The 18,392-nt window shown below is 66.3% G+C and carries 14 protein-coding genes; 8 read left to right on the forward strand and 6 right to left on the reverse strand.

Going from position 1 to position 18,392, the window contains the following annotated elements; all coding sequences use genetic code 11:
- The first annotated feature begins 16 nt into the window (after nucleotides 1-16).
- The 4 genes from B1756_RS05775 to B1756_RS05790 all read left to right on the forward strand — a co-directional run bounded on the left by B1756_RS05775 (nucleotide 17) and on the right by B1756_RS05790 (nucleotide 4,493).
- On the forward strand, nucleotides 17-898 hold the full coding sequence (locus B1756_RS05775; RefSeq protein WP_086890063.1) for a mechanosensitive ion channel family protein: 882 nt from the start codon (nucleotides 17-19) through the stop codon (nucleotides 896-898).
- A 106-nt stretch (nucleotides 899-1,004) separates the two neighbouring features.
- Complete coding sequence (locus tag B1756_RS05780; RefSeq protein ID WP_086887686.1) at nucleotides 1,005-1,424, forward strand: Hsp20/alpha crystallin family protein; 420 nt, start codon at nucleotides 1,005-1,007, stop codon at nucleotides 1,422-1,424.
- Between the two features lie 123 nt (nucleotides 1,425-1,547).
- The gene (gene leuS / locus B1756_RS05785; RefSeq protein ID WP_086887687.1) at nucleotides 1,548-4,208 is read left to right on the forward strand and encodes a leucine--tRNA ligase; all 2,661 of its coding nucleotides are present in this window, start codon (nucleotides 1,548-1,550) and stop codon (nucleotides 4,206-4,208) included.
- Between the two features lie 99 nt (nucleotides 4,209-4,307).
- Nucleotides 4,308-4,493: a hypothetical protein gene (locus B1756_RS05790; protein WP_086887688.1), complete on the forward strand. Its 186-nt coding sequence runs from the start codon at nucleotides 4,308-4,310 to the stop codon at nucleotides 4,491-4,493.
- A 66-nt stretch (nucleotides 4,494-4,559) separates the two neighbouring features.
- Here the strand turns inward: B1756_RS05790 and B1756_RS05795 are convergent, their stop codons facing one another.
- Complete coding sequence (locus tag B1756_RS05795) at nucleotides 4,560-6,767, reverse strand: heterodisulfide reductase-related iron-sulfur binding cluster (RefSeq protein ID WP_086887689.1); 2,208 nt, start codon at nucleotides 6,765-6,767, stop codon at nucleotides 4,560-4,562.
- Between the two features lie 181 nt (nucleotides 6,768-6,948).
- On the opposite strand from B1756_RS05795, the gene B1756_RS05800 reads away from it, so the two are divergent.
- Nucleotides 6,949-7,545 carry a conditioned medium-induced protein 4 gene (locus tag B1756_RS05800; protein ID WP_086887690.1) on the forward strand — a complete coding sequence of 199 codons (597 nt, stop codon included), beginning with the start codon at nucleotides 6,949-6,951 and terminating at the stop codon, nucleotides 7,543-7,545.
- 12 nt (nucleotides 7,546-7,557) lie between these two features.
- On the opposite strand, the gene B1756_RS05805 is transcribed toward B1756_RS05800, so the two are convergent.
- The 3 genes from B1756_RS05805 to glmM all read right to left on the reverse strand — a co-directional run bounded on the left by B1756_RS05805 (nucleotide 7,558) and on the right by glmM (nucleotide 9,841).
- Nucleotides 7,558-7,782 (reverse strand): helix-turn-helix transcriptional regulator, encoded by a 225-nt coding sequence (locus B1756_RS05805; protein WP_086887691.1) that lies wholly within the window; start codon nucleotides 7,780-7,782, stop codon nucleotides 7,558-7,560.
- A gap of 4 nt (nucleotides 7,783-7,786) precedes the next feature.
- Nucleotides 7,787-8,194 carry a DUF2178 domain-containing protein gene (locus tag B1756_RS05810; protein ID WP_086887692.1) on the reverse strand — a complete coding sequence of 136 codons (408 nt, stop codon included), beginning with the start codon at nucleotides 8,192-8,194 and terminating at the stop codon, nucleotides 7,787-7,789.
- A 282-nt stretch (nucleotides 8,195-8,476) separates the two neighbouring features.
- A complete protein-coding gene (gene glmM, locus B1756_RS05815) occupies nucleotides 8,477-9,841 on the reverse strand; it encodes a phosphoglucosamine mutase (RefSeq protein WP_086887693.1) in 1,365 nt (454 codons plus the stop codon).
- A gap of 175 nt (nucleotides 9,842-10,016) precedes the next feature.
- Between glmM and B1756_RS05820 the strand changes: the two genes are divergently transcribed.
- From B1756_RS05820 to B1756_RS05830, 3 genes are all read left to right on the forward strand, one after another.
- On the forward strand, nucleotides 10,017-11,051 hold the full coding sequence (locus B1756_RS05820) for an HVO_0234 family beta-propeller protein (RefSeq protein WP_086887694.1): 1,035 nt from the start codon (nucleotides 10,017-10,019) through the stop codon (nucleotides 11,049-11,051).
- Nucleotides 11,052-11,147: 96 nt separating this feature from the next.
- Nucleotides 11,148-12,005 carry a ribose-phosphate diphosphokinase gene (locus B1756_RS05825; protein ID WP_086887695.1) on the forward strand — a complete coding sequence of 286 codons (858 nt, stop codon included), beginning with the start codon at nucleotides 11,148-11,150 and terminating at the stop codon, nucleotides 12,003-12,005.
- 156 nt (nucleotides 12,006-12,161) lie between these two features.
- On the forward strand, nucleotides 12,162-12,701 hold the full coding sequence (locus tag B1756_RS05830; RefSeq protein WP_086887696.1) for a heme NO-binding domain-containing protein: 540 nt from the start codon (nucleotides 12,162-12,164) through the stop codon (nucleotides 12,699-12,701).
- Between the two features lie 42 nt (nucleotides 12,702-12,743).
- Here B1756_RS05830 and B1756_RS05835 read toward each other — a convergent pair whose 3' ends face one another.
- Together B1756_RS05835 and ileS are read right to left on the reverse strand one after the other, a co-directional pair.
- On the reverse strand, nucleotides 12,744-14,888 hold the full coding sequence (locus B1756_RS05835) for a CARDB domain-containing protein (protein WP_086887697.1): 2,145 nt from the start codon (nucleotides 14,886-14,888) through the stop codon (nucleotides 12,744-12,746).
- Nucleotides 14,889-14,977: 89 nt separating this feature from the next.
- The gene (gene ileS, locus B1756_RS05840) at nucleotides 14,978-18,232 is read right to left on the reverse strand and encodes an isoleucine--tRNA ligase (protein ID WP_086890064.1); all 3,255 of its coding nucleotides are present in this window, start codon (nucleotides 18,230-18,232) and stop codon (nucleotides 14,978-14,980) included.
- Nucleotides 18,233-18,392: the final 160 nt, after the last annotated feature.

Below are 18,392 nucleotides of genomic sequence, written 5' to 3' on the forward strand. Positions count from 1 at the left end.
GTGAAATATCTGGATGATGATCCAGTTTCAGTTTCAGCTGCAGTTTCTGCTCCAGACCGATCCACCGGCGGCGGCCACGCTCGACCTCTGGGGGATCGGGACCTCGATTCTGCTGTTCGCCGTGGGGTTTCTCGCAGTTCTGGCTCTCGGGAAGACCATCCTCGTCCCGGCCGTCGACCGAGCGTTACGCTCGCGGGAGTTCGACGAGGTGGTCCACAACCTCGCGACGAGCGGCGCGAACCTGGTCGTCTGGGTCGGTGCGGTCGTCGTCGCGTTGACCGTCGCCGGCTACGGCGCGTTTCTCTCCGCGTTTGCGATCTTCGGCGGTGCGATCGGGCTGGCCGTCGGCTTCGCCGCACAGGACCTCGTCGGGAACTTCGTCGCCGGCATCTTCATCTTGCAGGACCGGCCGTTCGAGGTCGGCGACTGGATCGAGTGGGAGGACCGCTCGGGCCGCGTCGAAGAGATCGACCTCCGCGTGACCCGCGTCCGCACCTTCGACAACGAACGGATCACGGTCCCGAACAGCGAACTCGCGAACAACGCCGTGACGAACCCGGTCGCCTACGACACGCTCCGCCAGAAGTTCGTCTTCGGTATCGGCTACGACGACGACGTCGACGAGGCCACCGACATCATCCTCGAGGCGGCAGCCGACCATCCGGACATCCTCGATGACCCGGCCCCGTCGGTCCGACTCGTCGAACTCGGCGATTCGGACGTTGGGCTTCAGGCGCGCTGGTGGATCGCGAATCCCGAGCGTTCGAACTTCGTCGGCGTCCGTTCGGAGTACGTCCAGACGGTCAAGGAAGCGTTCGACGATGCCGGGATCGATATCCCGTACGTTCACCGGGAACTGACCGGCAGTGTGGAAGTCGTCGAACAGCAGCTCCAGTAGCCCGGCTGGACGCGGTTTCACCACCCGCTTGCCACGTCGTCGATGCACCGATTCTGACCGTCGAACACGGGCAGAATTTATCCCGCTCGAGCACCTACTACCTGCTATGCGAGGAAACCCGTTCGACGATCTCGAGGAACTGATGGACCGAATCGGTCGACAGGTCGAAGAGGGAATGGTCGGCGGCGGCCTCCAGGTCCCCGGCGGCGTTCCCGTCGACGTCGTCGACGCCGGCGACGAGTTCGAGGTCACAGCGGAGTTGCCGGGCTACGAGACCGACGACATCGACCTCACCCTCTCGGAGGGGACGCTGCGACTCGAGGCGAGTCGAACGGACGAATCGTCCTACACCGAGGGGCAGTACCTCCGCCGGGAGCGCTCCCAGAAGGCGACGAGCCGGCGGATTCGGCTGCCCGAGCCGGTCGACGAGGACGAGGTGTCGGCGGGTTACGAACAGGGCGTCCTGACGGTTCGACTGCCAAAAGTCCACGGCGAGGACGAGTCGAAGTCGATCGACATCGAATAGCCCAGCCGATCCATTTTCGTCGCCGAAAGCCCACGTGAGCGGGGCTGATCGCAGCAACCAGCTACTCGAGAGCGAGTCGATGGAAAGGTATAGGGAGGGCTCTCTCGCATTCGTAGACAACAGATGAGCGACGCGGGATACGACCACGCGGCGGTCGAACGGCGCTGGCAAGAGGCGTGGGCGGACGCTGACGTCTACCGGACGCCCGACGACGTTTCCGACCCGACCTACGTCCTCGGGATGTACCCGTATCCGTCGGGCAAACTCCACATGGGACACGTCCGGAACTACACGATCACGGACGCCTACGCCCGGTACCGACGGATGCGCGGCGACGAGGTCCTCCACCCGATGGGCTGGGACGCCTTCGGACTGCCCGCAGAGAACGCGGCCAAAGAACGCGACACCAACCCTCGCGACTGGACGTTCGACTGCATCGAGACGATGCGCGACCAGATGAAGGCGATGGGCTTTGGCTACGACTGGGACCGGGAGATAACTACCTGTACCCCCGACTACTACAAGTGGAACCAGTGGCTGTTCACCCGCTTCCACGAGGAGGGACTGGTCGAACGCCGCGACGCCGAGGTCAACTGGTGTCCGGAGTGTGAGACCGTCCTCGCCGACGAACAGGTCGAAGGCGAGGCCGAACTCTGCTGGCGCTGTGACACGCCCGTCGAGACGCGCGAACTCGAGCAGTGGTTCCTGCGGATCACGGAGTACGCAGACGAGTTGCTCGAGGCTATCGACGACCTCGAGGGGTGGCCCAATTCGGTGCGACAGATGCAGCGTAACTGGATCGGCCGTCAGTACGGGTCGGAGGTTGACTTCGAAATCGAAGACCACGGCCCCGTCACGGCTTTCACGACCCGTATCGACACCATCTTCGGCGCGACGTTCTTCGCGCTCGCGCCGGATCACCCGATCAGCGAAGCGGTCGCCGCCGAGGACGACGACGTTCGCCACTTCATCGAGCACGAGGCCGATCCCGACGGCGACGAACCCAACGGCGTTGCGACCGGCCTGACCGCGACCAACCCCGCCACCGGCGAGGAGATTCCGGTCTACGTCGCCGACTTCGTCCTCTCGGACGTCGGGACGGGCGCGCTGATGGCCGTCCCCGGCCACGACGAGCGCGACCACGCGTTCGCGACGAAACACGACATCGACATCGTCCCCGTCGTCGCCCCCGAGCCCGACGACTGGGACGGTGAGACGGTCCCCGAGGCCCCCGACGTCAGCGAGGAGGCGTTCACCGACGACGGCGTCCTCGTCGACTCCGGGGAGTACTCCGGCCTCGAGAGCGAGGCCGCCCGCGAGCGCCTGACCGCAGACCTCGAGAGCGCTCAGGAAACGACGCAGTACCAGCTGCGCGACTGGGGGATCTCCCGCCAGCGATACTGGGGCACCCCGATCCCGGTCGTCCACTGTCACGACGACTGCGGAACCGTGATGGTCCCAGAGGAGGACCTCCCAGTCGAACTCCCCGAGTTCATCAACACCACCGGCAACCCACTCGACGCCGCCGAGGAGTGGAAACAGACGACCTGTCCCGAGTGTGGCGGCGACGCGACCCGCGAGACCGACACGATGGACACCTTCGTCGACTCCTCGTGGTACCCGCTGCGATTCGTCTCGCCCGGCCTCGAGGAGGCTCCCTTCGACGTCGAGCAGGCCAACGACTGGATGCCGGTCGACCAGTACGTCGGCGGCATCGAACACGCCGTGATGCACCTGCTCTACTCGCGCTTTTTCACCAAGGTGCTCGCCGACCACGAGGGACTCGAGCATCGGGAACCCTTCACGAACCTGCTGGCACAGGGGATGGTCCAGCTCGAGGGCGAGAAGATGTCCAAGTCGAAGGGCAACGTCGTCAGCCCCCAGCGGATCGTCGAGGAGTACGGCGCTGACACCGCGCGGCTGTTCATGATGCAGGCCGCCCAGCCCGAGCGCGACTTCGACTGGAGCGAGGAGGGCGTCCGCTCGACGTACGCCTACCTGACGCGGCTGACGGAACTGGTCGAGGGGTTCGTTTCCGACCGTCCCGACGGTGACGACGACGCCATCGCCAGCTACGTCGACGCGGAAATCGACGCCACGATCGCCATCGCCACCGCCGAGTACGACGACCTGACGTTCAACACCGCGCTGCGTGAGACCCAGGACCTCACGCGGACGCTCCGGCAGTACGCAGAGTACACCGAACCCCACGCCGAGACGCTCGAGCGCGGCCTCTCTGCAGTCGTTCGCCTGCTGGCTCCCGTCGCGCCACACGTCGCCGAGGAACTGTCTGAGACGCTCGGCTACGACGGCTTCGTCGTCGACGCCGACTGGCCCGCGGCGAAGATCGACCGCGACGCCGTCGAAAAGCGACGCAAACTGGTCGAGAACACCCGCGAGGACGTCCGCGACATCGTCGACGTCGCCGGCATCGACGACCCGAAGGCGATCGACGTCGTCGTTGCCCCCGAGTGGAAGTACGACGCCCTCGAGATCGCGATCGAAAGCGACGCCGACAACCTGATCGGCGAACTCATGCAGCAGTCACACATCCGCGAACAGGGCGACGCCGCCGCCAGCTACGGTCAGGACCTCCAGGCCGAACGCGAAGCCCTCGAGTTGACCCTCGGTCCCGACGCCGAACGCGAGGCCCTCGAGTCCGCGGCGTGGCTGCTCGAGCGCGAGTTCGACGCGCCGGTGTCTGTCCTGCCCGCCGACGAGGCCGACGCGGGCACGGTAAAGAAGGCCGAGCCGGGGCGGCCAGCGATCGAAATCGAGGACTGAGCGGGCTCTGTTCTCGAGGGCTGTACCCTCGAGCGTCGTCACGGGCTCGAATCGCGTTGGGACACTCGATTTTTATCGTGGGCGTGTAACTGCAGCACAATGTGTGCGGAAATCGAGATCACCGACGGGACCGACGACGTCCTCGAGTCCCTGCAGGCGGATATTCGACGAGAGACGGGACGAGACGTGACGAAAGGGATGCTTCTGGAACGGATCGTCGCCAACGCCTCCGAATCTGACGACGTCGCATCGTTGTTCGACGAGAATCCGAACGCTGACCAGTGAGTGAGGGACAGACCGGACGACCTGAACCGACTGCCAGCAGAAAAAACTCGTTCGAGACCGACGTGATCAGTCCGCCGCGACCTCGAGTTTCGCCTCTTCCTCGGCGCCGATGGCCTCGACGATGAGTTCGGCGATGTCGACGATCTCGATGTCGTCTTCGAAGCCGCCGGTCTTGCGGCCGTCTTCGTACATCGTCATGCACATCGGGCAGGCGACGACGAACTTCTCGACGCCCGCGCCGGCGTCGGTGTCCTCGAGTGCCTCGCGGATGCGCTCTTCGCTGGGTTTGGGTTCTTCTTCGAAGTCCATCCAGAGGCCGCCACCGCCGCCACCACAGCAGAAGGCGTTGGCGCGGTTGCGTGGCATCTCGTCGAGTTCACAGCCGGTCGCACGGATGAGGTCGCGCGGTGCCTCGTACTCGTCGTTGTACCGCCCGAGGTGACACGGGTCGTGGTAGGTGACGGTGTAGTCGAGTTCGTCGCCGTTCAGGTCGAGTTTGCCCTCGGAGACGAGTTCCTCGACAGCCTGCGTCCAGTGGTAGACCTCGACCTCGCCGTCTGCGTTCCACTGTTCGTCGTAGTCGAACGGCATCAGTTCGTCGTCGGCGTGTTCGTCGAAGTTGACCTCGGGGTACTCGTTTTTGAACGTGTTGTACGAGTGGGGGTCCGTACAGACGATCTTCTCGAACTCACAGTCTTCCCAGGTCTCGACGTGGTGACCGGCGAGTTCGACGTAGAGCAGTTCTTCGCCGACGCGGCGGATGTCGTTGCCGTCGTACTTTTCGTCCTCGAAGAGGATGCCGAAGCTGACGTCGGCTTCCTTGAGGATGGTCGCCAGCGAGCGGGCGACCTGCTTGTTGCGCTCGTCGTAGCTCGGGAAGTCACCGACGTACCAGAGGTACTCGACTTCTTCCTCGCGGGCGTCTGCGACGTCGAACTCGAGTTCCTCGCTCCAGTCGCCACGAGAGCGCGGGGAGTCGCCGAACGTGTTGCCGTTTTGCATCACGTTCTGGAAGACGTCTTGCATGCTCGGGGCGATGTCGCCCTGGTCGGTCATCTGGCGGTTGAGTCGGGTAAAGGACTGCAGGTGTTCGATGTCGACCGGGCAGGCGTCCATGCAGGCCATACAGGCCATGCACGATTCCATCGTCTCGGTCTCGATGACGCCGCCGTCGGCGATGATCTCCTTCTCGTCGCCGCCGTTCTCGAGATGTTCGCGGTACTTCTTCAGGTCGAGGATGACGTTTCGCGGGTCCAGTGGGCGGTTCGAGGCCTTCGCAGGGCAGACACCGGAACAGCGGCCACACTTGGTACAGGCGTCCTGGTCGAGCAGTTCGGACCAGGTAAAGTCGTCGATGGATTCGGCGTTGGTCGCGTCGAGGTCCGCCGGGACGTTCGGGAGTCGACGGCCGGCCTTCTCGTCGGCGACGACGACGTTTGCGAACGACGAGAGCATGTGGAACGGCTTGGCGTAGGGGATCCAGGCGACGAAGAACAGCGCCAGCAGGGAGTGGCTCCACCAGAGCAGCCAGTGGAGGCTCTCGGCGTTGTAGCCGAAGGAGGCGATCGCGGCGTAGTCGGTCCCCTCGAGCGTCGCTTCGACGGCGGCACCGGTGGTCGGGACGTCGATCGCCTGCAGGAGCATGGCGATGGCGTAGCCGACGAAACTGACGACCTCGTGGTCGGGCATGCCGGTCGCGTAGATGCGTGCGCCCTCGAGCAGGAAGCCGCCAACGCCGAGCAAGAACAGGGTCCAGATGAAGATGTCGTCCTCGCGGGAGGTGTGACGGCCCCAGAGGCGGTGGTTACGGACCCAGTAGCGACGGTACATCGCCATGCCGATGCCGACGACGAACAGCAGGCCCATCGCGTCGACGATGAACTGGTAGGCGAGGTAGAAGTCGCCCTCCCAGAAGACGAAGCCGAAGATGAGCTCGGTGGTGTACTGCTCGAACCCGATGATGAGGGTGGCGATCAGCAGTGTGAGGAACCCCCAGAGGATGAACGAGTGCATCAGCCCGCCGTAGAGGTCCCTGTTGAAGTTCTTCTCGTTCGTGATGACGGTCCTTGCTGCGCTGGCGATTCGTCCGCCGAGGTCGTTGAGTCGGTCGAACGGATCGTCGTCGCCCTGCGCGTAGCGGCTGAACCGCTGGTAAACGCCGTAGACGAGCACGGCGAGGGCGATCACGACGAGGAGATAAAACAGCGCGTACTCGGTGTTGCTGATCCCGAGGTAGGTCTCCCTCCCGACGTCCGACTGTGCGACGACGTTCATACTCATGGTCGGGGGGTGATGTGACTTAATTCTTGTTACAGCGGGTCAGAGTCGACCCCGACGCCGTCTTGCGGAAATTATCCCAGCGCAGATCGTTTATAATAGTTGTCCATGGTCGATTCCCCACGCCAACGCAATCTGGCAACAGGCTTAAATAGACGCCCGTCGGGAGTGTCCACCCATGAACGACAAAACCGAGGAACTCCGGGACATCTTCACGAACGTCACCGACGGTGCAGAGACGGTCACCGAGTCTCAGGAAGACACCCGCGGGACGCTCTCGTCGGCCGATCGGAGCGACGCAGAGCGCCTCGAGAACGTCATCACGCAGATGCGCGAGCGGTACGACTTCGAGACGCCGCTGGGGACGGAAGATCTGGTCGCCGTCGCCAGGGGGTTCTACGACGACGAGGACGACGCCACTATCGCCGATGGCCTCGAGGCGGACGTGGACGGGGAGACGGTCTTCGAAGCCCGGATGTCGTTGCACCTGTTCGACGAGGGCGACGCAGACGAGGTCGACCTCGCGGCGATCCGCGACCGCGAGGAAGACGACGCGACGCTGGCCGACGAGTACGACGTCACCGGGGACCAGATCCGTCGATACCGCCGCGTCGCAGCCGCAGAAGACGAGTCCCGGGCGGCGAACGACCGCTACCGCGACGAGTTCGACAGCATCCTCGCCGACGCCGACATCGCCGGTCGTATGACAGGCGACGTCCACGAGGACGGCCTCGAGGACGCCACGGAGGGCATGGAGACGAACGTCGACTTCTAGTTCGAAGCGCTCTCACTCCGGCTGTGATCCGTTTCCAGCGACCAGATCGGCGGGGTCGAAGATATCCTCGATCGCACAGTCGAAGTACGCCGCGAGTTCGAACGCCAGCTCGAGCGACGGGTCGTAGCGGTCCCGTTCGATGGCGTTGATCGTCTGGCGGGTGACGCCGACGGCCGCGGCCAGGTCTCCCTGGCTCAGGTCGGCTTTCTCCCGGCGTTCGCGAAGGTCGTTTTCCATGGCGTCAGGCTCGGAGTCGGACGTACGTGTAGGTACCGCCCCAGAGCAGCCAGACGGCCGACCAGGCCCAGAAGACCGCCAGCAGTTCGCTCGACCAGGTGAACTGGCCGAGGATCGAGCGGACGAATAGCGAGACGAACACGACGAAACCGCCGAAGCCGATCCCCGTCAGGACGAGCTCGCTCGCGCGTGCAGCCAGTTGTTCGTCGCGTTCGTCGTAGACCGGCCTCGAGGTGGCGCTGGGAATCGCCACGCCGAGGGCGAATCCAGCGACGTAGGCCACGACGCCGAGCAACGGCTGGCCGAGGGCGAGTCCGGCAACGAGAGCGACGATCCCGACGACGTAGCTCGCGTTGGACGCTCTCCGGTACGTTCGTGGGCTGAATCGGTCGGTTGCGGTGGGTTCGATCATCGGTGACACCGGGTGCCTGTGTGTAAAGCACCCTTTACAGTAAAGTGTACTTTACACACTGTGATAAAGCCTCGCACTGGTCGGGTCGACAACCTGTTTGGCGTTCTCATCGCCGACGAATCCTCCTCGAGACACTCGAGCGTACGACCGTCACGGAGTCTCGGGACGCTGTACTCGAAGGTCGACGCTCAGGTGCGAGTGGCTGGGTTCTCGGCCAAGTAGGTGCCAGCGACTTTCGCGGTCGAAACGGCCGGGTGGCCGGTAACTCCGTCCACTGCCCTCTCAGACGTTTGCCTTTGCTGCAGCGAGTGTCTCGTACAGCTCGGTAGCGAGTTCGGCCGCGCGCTCGCCGTCCCGAGCTTCCGCTGAGATGCGGACGAGCGGTTCCGTCCCGGAGGGACGTGCGAGCACCCAGGCGTCACCGTAGTCCAGCCGGTAGCCGTCGCGGGTGTTGAGTTCGGCGTCTGCGGAGTGAGCGTGGTTGGCCGCGGCGTCGAGCATCGCGTCGCGTTCGGCGGTCGACTCGTACTCGAGGTTTCGCCGGACGTTGGCGTAGCCGTCGTAGGGGGCGACGATCTCGCTGACCGGCTGGTCGGCGACGAGTTCGAGGAAGCGCGCGGCGGTGTAGGCGCCGTCACGGGCGAGCCGGTACTCCGGGAAGAAGATTCCGCCGTTGCCCTCGCCGGCGATGGGGACGCTCCGGCCGTCGGCCTCGAGTTCGCGGATGCGGGTGATGATGTTGGTCGAGCCGATGGGCGTCAACTCGAGGTCGGCGTCGGCCTCGTCGGCGACGTCGACCAGCCGCTGGGAGACGTTGACCGCGGAGACGACGGTGTCGCCGGCCTCGAGCTGGGCCGCGGCGAGGGCCGCGAGGGTGGCGTCGCCCTGGACGACCTGACCGTGTTCGTCGACGAAGATCGCGCGGTCCGCGTCGCCGTCGTGGGCGATACCGACGTCGGCCTCGGTCGCGCTGACGAGCCGTTCCAGGTCGCCGAGAGTGTCGGGGACGGGTTCGGGGTCGCGGCCGGGGAAGCGCCCGTCTGGCTGGGCGTTGACGGTGACGACGCGACAGCCGAGGTCCCGGAAGAACTGGGGGCTCGTGAGCGATCCCGCGCCGTGGCCGGGATCGAGTGCGACCGTGAGGTCGGCGTCGGCGATGCGCTCGCGGTCTGTCGCCGCGAGGAGGCCGTCGACGTAGTCGCGGCCGACGGCCTCGACGGACCGAACCCGGCCCGTTTCGTCCCACGGCGCGTGATCGTAGTCTTCGGCGAGGAGGGTCTCCTCGATCGCCGAGAGGTCGGTGACGGCCAGTTCGACGCCGTCGGGGCCGACGAGCTTGATTCCGTTGTACTGGGGCGGGTTGTGCGAAGCCGTCACGACGACGACCGGGACGCCCTCGCGTTCGGCGTAGAACTGTGCCGCCGGCGTGGGGACGACCCCGAGCCGGTCGACGTTCGTGCCGGTACTCGCGAGCCCGCTCGCGACGGCGTCGGCCAGCATCCGACCGGTTCGGCGCGTGTCGCGGGCGATGCCGGCCCGGTCGACCCCCCAGACCGTCCCCGCAGCTTTCGCCACGCGCAGGACGAACGCGGGCGTCAGTTCTTCGTTGGCGACGCCCCGCGTCCCGCTGGATCCGAACACTTCCATCGCGTACTAGTCCGTCGGGCCGCCTCAAAGGGATTCCGAACCCGGACGAACCCACACGGAGTGTAGCGCGGTCGAGACGAGCCGAGACGGTTCGCGACGGACCGGGCACGGACTGGTCGCCACGACCAGTATTGCAGACGGAACGCTTTCGGCCGTCGCGCTCGAGCCCTTCGGTATGCACTCCATCGAGGAGAAACGGGTCTACGGCGACCGGTCGGGTGCGACCCACGCCTACGTCGCGAGCGGGACGGGTGTCGTTCGCGTCCGGATCGCCGGCGATGCCGTCGGCGAGTTCTCCCTCCCCGTTCGCTGTGCGGCCCGCGACCTCGCGACGAGTCCAGACGGCCACCTGCTCGCGGTCGCGACCGACGAGGACGTCCTGTGCTGTCGCCTCGAGGCCGATGGCCGGTCCGATGGCGGCTCGAGCGATCCTGCCCACGACGAGTCACTCGAGGTCGTAGAGACGGGCTTCGGGCCCGCAGTCGCCGTCGGCGTCGACGACGAAGACCTCGTCGCGGCGGGACCCGACGGTCGACTCGCCCGGTCGTCGGGAGAGATGTGCGACTCGATCGAGGACGACGAAACGGACCGGCGAGGAGCGGGTGACCGGGATCGGGAACCGGACTGGCAGTCGCTTTCGACCGACCGAATCGACGACGTTCGCGCCATCGACGGCGACCTCGTCGGCACCGACGATGGCGTCTACCGCCTTCGTGACGACCGCCTCGAGCACGCCGGCCTGACCGACGTCCGGGACGTCTCCGCGGCTGGTATTCCGCTCGCTGCCGCCGTCGACGGTCTCTACAAACTCGGGAACGGCTGGATGGAAATTCTCGAGGACGAGACGGTCGACCGCGTCGCAGCCGACGCGGCGGCCGAGTTCGGGCGACTCGAGCGCGCCCACGCCGTCGCTGGCGAGACGCTGTTCGAACTGGGGCCCGACGACGAGTGGCGATCGGTTTCGTTGCCCGACTCGCTCGAGTCGCCGGACGATCGTATCGTCGGCGTCGCCTACGGCGAATCGGTCTACGCTGCGACCGAAAACGGCCGGGTACTGGCCCGACGCGACGGCGGCGGTGCAGCCGACGTAACCGACGTCGACGACGCGAACGCCACGACCGAAACGGCCGACCCAGACCAGTGGCGCGTCCACACGATCGGCGTCCAGAACGTGACCTCGATCGAGTGCGGACCCGACCGGACGCCGTAGTTCGACGGTCGCTCGCGGCTGTCCTCGCCCGTTCGAAACCGACCTGCAGCCACGGAGAACGAAAACGGGTTTACCCCGGGGACTGTCCCCTCGAGTATGATCGTCAGCGGATCCGCCTCACAGTCGCTCGCGGCCGAACTCGCCCGCGAACTCGAGGAGCCACTCGCAGCCGTCGACTACGACCGGTTTCCAGACGGCGAACTGCTCGCGTCGATTCCCGATCCCGATCTCGAGGGGGCCGAGCGAGCGATCGTCGTCGCCTCGACCGTCTCGAGCGACGCTCACGTCGAACTGCTCCAGTTGCAGGACGCCCTTCGCGAGGCCGAGGTCGACGAGGTCGTCACGGTCCTGCCGTACATGGGCTACGCTCGTCAGGATCGAATCTTCGAGGCCGGCCAGCCGATCTCCTCGCGCGCGGTCGCCCGGGCCATCTCGAGTGGCACCGACCGCGTGCTGACGGTCACCCCTCACGAGGCGGCCGTCTGTGACTTCTTCGAGCCGAGTGCGACGGCGGTCGACGCGGCGGGTCGGCTGGCCGAGCCGCTCCCCGAGGACCTCACCGACCCCGTCTTCCTCTCGCCGGACGCGGGTGCGATCGACCTCGCAGAGACCGTCCGCGACGCCTACGGCGACGGCGAGACCGACTACTTCGAGAAGGTTCGCCACTCGGGGACCGACGTCGAGATTACCCCGAGCGACGTCGACGTCGAGGGCCGGGACGTCGTCGTCACCGACGACATCATCGCCACCGGCTCGACCATGAGCGAGGCCGTCGCCGTCCTCGGCGACCGCGGCGTCGGCGACGTCTACGTCACCTGCGTCCACGCCCTGCTCGTTCGCAACGCCTACGCGAAACTCGCTCGAGCCGGCGTCGAGGCGATCTACGGGACGGACACGCTCGAGGGGCCGACCAGCGCGGTCTCAGTCGCTCCGATCGTCGCTGAACACCTCTGATCTGTTCTCGTCTCTGCGTTTCGACGCGGTTCCCGCTCACCCTCGAGCGACGAGCCCTCCTAAACGATTAAGTGGTCGCCGGTCGCGTCTGTTCCTAGACTGGTCGACTGAGCAACGAGTCACGAGAACTGATCCGTCGACACACCACACACTCCAATGCACGGCATCGTCCACAAGACGCTCGAGGCGTACGTCGTCGATCGAACAGACGAGGAGACGTGGGACCAGCTCCTCGAACGCGCGGGCGTCGAGGCCGCGCTCTTCTTGCCGGTCAGTTACTACGACGACGCCGACCTCGAGGCGATCCTCGAGGCCGTCACCGACGCCGCAGTCCAGGACCGACGCCAGATCGAACGCGGCTTCGGGCGGCGACTCGCCCCGGAACTGCTGTCGACCTTCGGTGCACACGTTAGCGACGACTGGGACCTCCTCGCGTTGCTCGCCTCGCTCGAGTCGGTCGCCGAGAGCGTCGACGCATCGTCTACCGAGGCGACGCTGCCGGACGTCTCGGGCCGACGCGACGGGCAGGCGACCGTCGTCAGCTATCGGTCGCGACGCGATACCCAGTACTGCGGTCTCGCCCACGGCATCCTCGAGGGACTGGTCGACGCCGCCGACGAGTCGGCCACCGTCTCGAAACACGACTGTGTCGAGACGGGCGACGAGGCCTGTACGTTCCGCGTCGCACTCGAGTGATCGGCCGGACCCGACGTCGGGTCCGCGCCGAACGAGACCGTCCTACCGACGACCGCGACTGCCCTGTCCGAGCAGCGCAACCGAGAGTCCGACCAGCAGCGCGACGAGCGCCCCGGCGACGCCGAACCCGGACACGCCGTCGACGCCCGGCACCGGCGAGTCCTCCACGACGACCGTCGCGGACCGATCGTCACTCTCTCCACCCTGCGTGCCAACGGCGACCTCGTATTCTCCTTCCCCGTCGAAGACGAGTTCCTGCTCGAGCGTCGTCGATTCACCGCCGGCGAGCAAGACCGGATGCTCGGCGACGACGCCCTCGTGGGTCCGGAACAGGACGATCGCCGCAGCCGGATCGTCGCCGACGTTCTCGAGCGTCGCCTGCGCCGTCACTGGCTCGCCGGGAGCAACCGTGGTGGGCTCGATCCCGAGCACGCTGCTCGTGACGCTCGCGCCCGACCGGACGAAGACCGTCACGCGCTCGTCGCCGACCCGGAGGTCGTAGACGCCCGGCTCGGTGGGCGTCCACTCGAGGGTCTCGGTCGTCTCTGCGCCCGCCTCGAGCGTTGGCTGGGCGTAGTCGACCACGCGGCCATCGACCGCGAGGGTGGCGTCTGCGGTCCCGTCGCGGTCGCCGACGTTCTGGACCGCCACGTCGACCGTCACCGACTCGTCGACCGGGACCGCGGTGACGGCCTCGTTACCCTCGTCTTCGAGGAACTCCCAGGCTCGGCTCTCTCCCTCGAGGGCATCGCGCTCGAGTTCGTACGCGAAGGTCACTCCCTGCAGGTCGAACGCCTCGCCGTGTTCGTGCTGGCTCCACATCTCTGGCGTCGCGCTCGTCTCGACGTACCGTTCGGCGATCGCGCGGACGTCCTCGCCGCCAGCCTGCTCGAGCACCACCATGTAGGCCTCGCCGTCGAGCGTTCCCTCGCCGGCGTTGATTACGCGGAAGACGTCCTCGGCAGTTCGATCGCCGTGGGTCGAAAGCCTGAGCTGGCGGTCGATCTCACCGTAGACGAGTCGGCCTTTCGCGTACTCCGTGTACTCGTCGTCCCACGTATCTGGCTCTGTGAGGACCGCGTCGGAAAACGGCGCACGCTCGCCGACCGAGAGGAAGCGGCTGTACTCCTCGAAGTCGATCAGCCCCTTCTCGAAGGCGAGCGTGGCCGCGTAGTAGTCGGCCTGGGCTTCCACGAGCCACCGCGTTTCGTCCGTCACGCCGACGTCCTCGCCGCGGTAACCCTGCCGAACGTGGACGTACTCGTGGAGCCAGACGTTCCCTGCCTCGGCGAGCGCGTTGTCGGCACCCACCCAGACGTTTCCGTCGCCGTAGTGGACGCCCTGTGGCCCCCAGTCGTCGTGGGCCGGCACCGCCACCACGAACACTTCGCCGCTGCGCTCGCCCACGTCGAGTCGCTGGCTGGCCCAGGCGAGCGTCTCGAGGATCTCTCCGGGATCGTCCACGAGGTCCTCTTCGGCAGCCTCGGGGACGACCAGTCGGATCGTCTCCCCGCCGACACTTCGCTCGTACTCGGTCACCGGCCCGAAGAAGGCGATATCGCCGCCGGTCGCCCCCGGCCCGTCGACGACGACGGTCTCCTCGAAGCCGACCGAGGAGGTCTGGCGCACCGAGACGCTGATTCCCGGCACCTGCACGACGGCCCACTCGCCGGTGTCGAGGAATGCGTAGCCGTCGTGGTCGCCGTGACCCCCGCCGACCCGGTCTGCCGGCATCCCGAACCGGATCGACGGCTCCTCGCTCTCCTCGTCCCAGCGGTAGGTCCCGTCGGCCGTCTCCTCGAAGCCGTCCAGCGCGACCACGTCGGCTCGAGAGCCGAGGTCGACCTCGAAGCCGACGACGGCACCGGGCACGTCGAAGGTCTTCTCGGTCTCGAACTCGCCCGGTCGGTCGGGCAGGTGTCTGAGCGTCGTCGTCCGGTGGAGGACGTCCTCGCTACTGCCAGTCGTCGTGCTCGCGACCGGCACATCCGGGCCACGGAGGAGCGTCGGCTCGAGACCGGACCCGGAAGCGACGTGACTCGAGGCGATTCCCTCGGCGTGGACGCTACTCCCGGCGCGGTCGCCGGTCCCACCGTAACCGGGACCGACGCCAGCCGCGCTGGCCACACCAGCCGGCAGGCTGACGACCAGCAGTGCAACGAGAACGAACGGGACCAGCTGCTTCATCGGGAGTAGTCAGCCGGTCAGCCAGCATGACTGTTGCGCTCTCGAGAGAATCCACCAAACAGACGAACACTCGATTCGGTGCCCAGCGATCAGTCCGACGCTTCCGCAGCCGCCACCGCCTCGATCGCAATCTCCATCGTCACGTCCTCGACCTCCCACTCCTTGCGGTGACCGTCCTCCACGGTTCGAAGTTCGTCGGCGCGAACTTCCTCGCGGATCAGGTCCTCGCGCTCTGCCACGAGGTCGGCGACGCGGTCGTCGTCGATCTCGAGATCGAGTGCGATCCGTTCCTCGACGTCGAGCTCGAGGTCTTTTCGCATCTCCTGAACGCGGCGGATGACCTCGCGGGCGTACCCCTCGCTCTCGATGTCGTCGGTGAGTTCGGTGTCGACGTAGACGACGCCGAGGTCGTCGCCATCGTGACCGAAGGCGGTTCCAGCGACGCCCTCGGGCGTCTCGGTGACGAACGAGACCATTTCCTCCGTCAGCTCGTCCCCACCGTCAAGGACGTCGTCGACCGCCTCGGTGAGCGTCTCGAGGCTCGGCTCGTCGATCCGGGCCTCGTTGAGTGCGGTCATGACCTCGCCGGCGCGACCGCCGAAGGCCGGGCCGAGTTCACTCATGTCGGCCTCGGCGCTGTAGGCGAGTTCTTCCCACTGGTCTTCGGCCGAGACGAGTTCGATCTCGCGGGCGTTGAGCCGGTCCTCGAGCAGGGTGGTGTGTCGGGAAACGGCCTCGGCGACGCGGTCGTCGTCTGCCGCCACGACCACCCGCGGGACGGGCCAGCGCAGCTTCCGACCGGCCTGCTGGCGGGCGTTCGCACCGGCCTCCTCGATCGAACGCAGGTACGCGAGGTCGGTCTCGAGCTGGTCGTCGACCCAGTAGTCGTCGACGGCGGGCCAGTCTTCCATGTGGACCGTCGGGTGACCCGCGTCGCCCGTGAGGTGGCCATAGATCTCCTCGCTGATGAACGGCGCGTAGGGTGCGAGCAGCGTGACCGATTCCCGGAGGACGTGGTAGATCGTCGCGTAGGCCGCCTCTTTCGAGGCGCTGTCCTCTTCTTCCCACATGCGCTCGCGGACCGCCTGCACGTAGAACCGGGAGACGTCCTCGACGACGAACTCGAGGAGTGCCTCGAGCGCGCGGTCGGGACGGAACTCCTCGAACGCGTCGGTCATCTCGGCTTTCGTCGACTGCAGCCGGGCGAGGACCCACTCGTCGACCAGCTCGAGGTCTTCATCTACTGCGTCCAGGGTCGTCTCATGCGGGTCGAACTCGTCCAGGCGCATGTACGGCAGCGGGAACCGGAAGACGTTCCAGAGCGTCCGGAGGTGGTTCTCCATCGTCTGCATGCCGTCCCAGGAGAAGCGCATGTCGTCGCCCTGCGGGTTGTTCGACAGCAGGAACATGCGCATGACGTCCCGGCCGTGGCGGTCGATGGCCTCGTGTGGGTCGACGAGGATGTCTTTGGACTTCGACATGGCGCGGCCGTCGGGCATCAGCGCGTGGCCGTGCATGAGGACTCGTTCGTAAGGGCTCTCGCCGAGTGCGGCGGTGGCCATCCCGAGCTGGGACCAGAACCAGCCGCGGGTCTGGTCGTGGGCCTCGAGGATGAGGTCGGCAGGCCAGAGTTCGTCGAATCGCTCCTCGTCTTCGGGGTAATCGAGGGTGCCCCACGTCGCCACCGAGGAGTCGAGCCAGACGTCGAAGACGTCGGGCACGCGGGTGTAGGTCGTGCCGTCTTCGGTGATCGTGAGGTCGTCGACCGTGTCCTTGTGGAGGTCGATCGTCTCGGGGTCGACGTCCTGGTCGACGCGCTCGGCGAGTTCCTCGCGCGTGCCGATCACGATGGCGTCGGCCATGTCGCCGTCCCAGCCTCCGGCGGCGTCGCCGCCTCCGTTCGCGGACGAGTCCGCGCCCCCCTCCGGAACCCAGATCGGCAACGGGATGCCCCAGTAGCGCTGTCGGGAGACGTTCCAGTCGGGAGCGTCCTCGACGAAATCCCGGAAGCGGTTGTCCCGTGCCCAGCCGGGATACCACTCGCTATCCTCGATGTTCTCGAGGAGTTCGTCCTTGACGTCCGTGATCGTGATGAACCACTGGTCGGTGACGATCTGGATGATACCCGTGTCACAGCGCCAGCAGTGACCGTAGCTGTGGGTGATCGTCTCCTCGGCCACTAGATTCCCGTTCGTCTCGAGGTCTGCGGTGATCTCCGCGTCGGCGTCCTTGACGAACTGCCCCTCGTACTTCCCGGCCCCGTCGGTGTAGACGCCGTCGCCGCCCACCGGACAGAAGATCGGGAACTCGAGTTCGGTGCCACGCTCGAAGTCCTCCTCACCGTGTCCGGGTGCGGAGTGGACGAGCCCCGTGCCGTCGCCGTGAGTGTCGACGTAGTCGGCGGTGTAGACCTCGCAGGCCCCCTCGTGGTCCGGGTGTTCGGGCACCTCCTCGGCGAGCGGGTGCTCGTAGGACCAGCCGACCATGTCCGCGCCGGTCAGTTCCTCGACGATCTCGTAGTCGTCGTACCGGCCGGCAGAGAGGACGTCGTCGACTTTCGGTTCGGCGAGGTAGAGCAGTTCTTCCTCGCCGTCCTTCTCGGCGCGGACGCCGACGTACTCGCCGTCTTCGTCGACGGCGACGAAGGTGTTCGCGGGGATGGTCCACGGGGTGGTCGTCCAGATGACGATCGAACCCTCACGTCCCTCGAGGTCGAATTTGACGTAGACCGAGGGGTCTTCGACGTCGTCGTACTCGACCTCGTTGTTCGCGATTCCCGTCTCACACCGTGGACACTGCGAGATCGACCGGTGACCCTGATCGACCAGCCCGCGGTCTGCGGCTCTCGAGAAGCCCCACCAGGCCGCTTCCATGTACTCCGGTGCGACCGTGCGGTAGGGGTCGTCCCAGTCCATCCAGACGCCGAAGTCCTGGAAGTCGGATTGCAGGCCCTCGAGTTGCTCGTCGGCGTACTCCTTGCAGGCCTCGATGAACTCGTCCTCGCCGAACTCCTCGATGTCTTTCTTGTTCTCGAAGCCCAGTTTCTCCTCGACCCGGGTTTCGATCGGCAGGCCGTGCATGTCGTAGCCCGGCCGGTCGGTGACGTCGTACCCCTGCATCCGGAAGAAGCGCAGGAGAACGTCCTTCAGCGACTTGTTCCAGGTGGTCCCCATGTGGGCCGACCCCGAGGTGTACGGTGGCCCGTCGACGAAGAAGAAGGTCTCACCGTCCGAGCGATGCTCGACCGTCCGTTCGTAGGCGTCGACGTCGTCCCAGTACTCGAATACCCGGCGCTCGACCGCGTCCGGATCGTACTGGTCGTCGACCTCGCCGAACCTGCTCATACCAGACGTGATTCGCTCCGACATTAAAGGGGAATCGGTCCGGGGGGCGTGAGAGGGACTCGAGCGCTGGCGTCCGTTGTCCCGCCGACTGCGAAAGACGAGGCGGGCGAACGAGGCGTCTGAGGTGACCGATGAGAACGATGAGAACGAGCGGAGACGC

It is taken from the genome of Natrarchaeobaculum aegyptiacum, from assembly GCF_002156705.1.
In the GTDB taxonomy this organism is placed as follows: Archaea; Halobacteriota; Halobacteria; order Halobacteriales; family Natrialbaceae; genus Natrarchaeobaculum; species Natrarchaeobaculum aegyptiacum.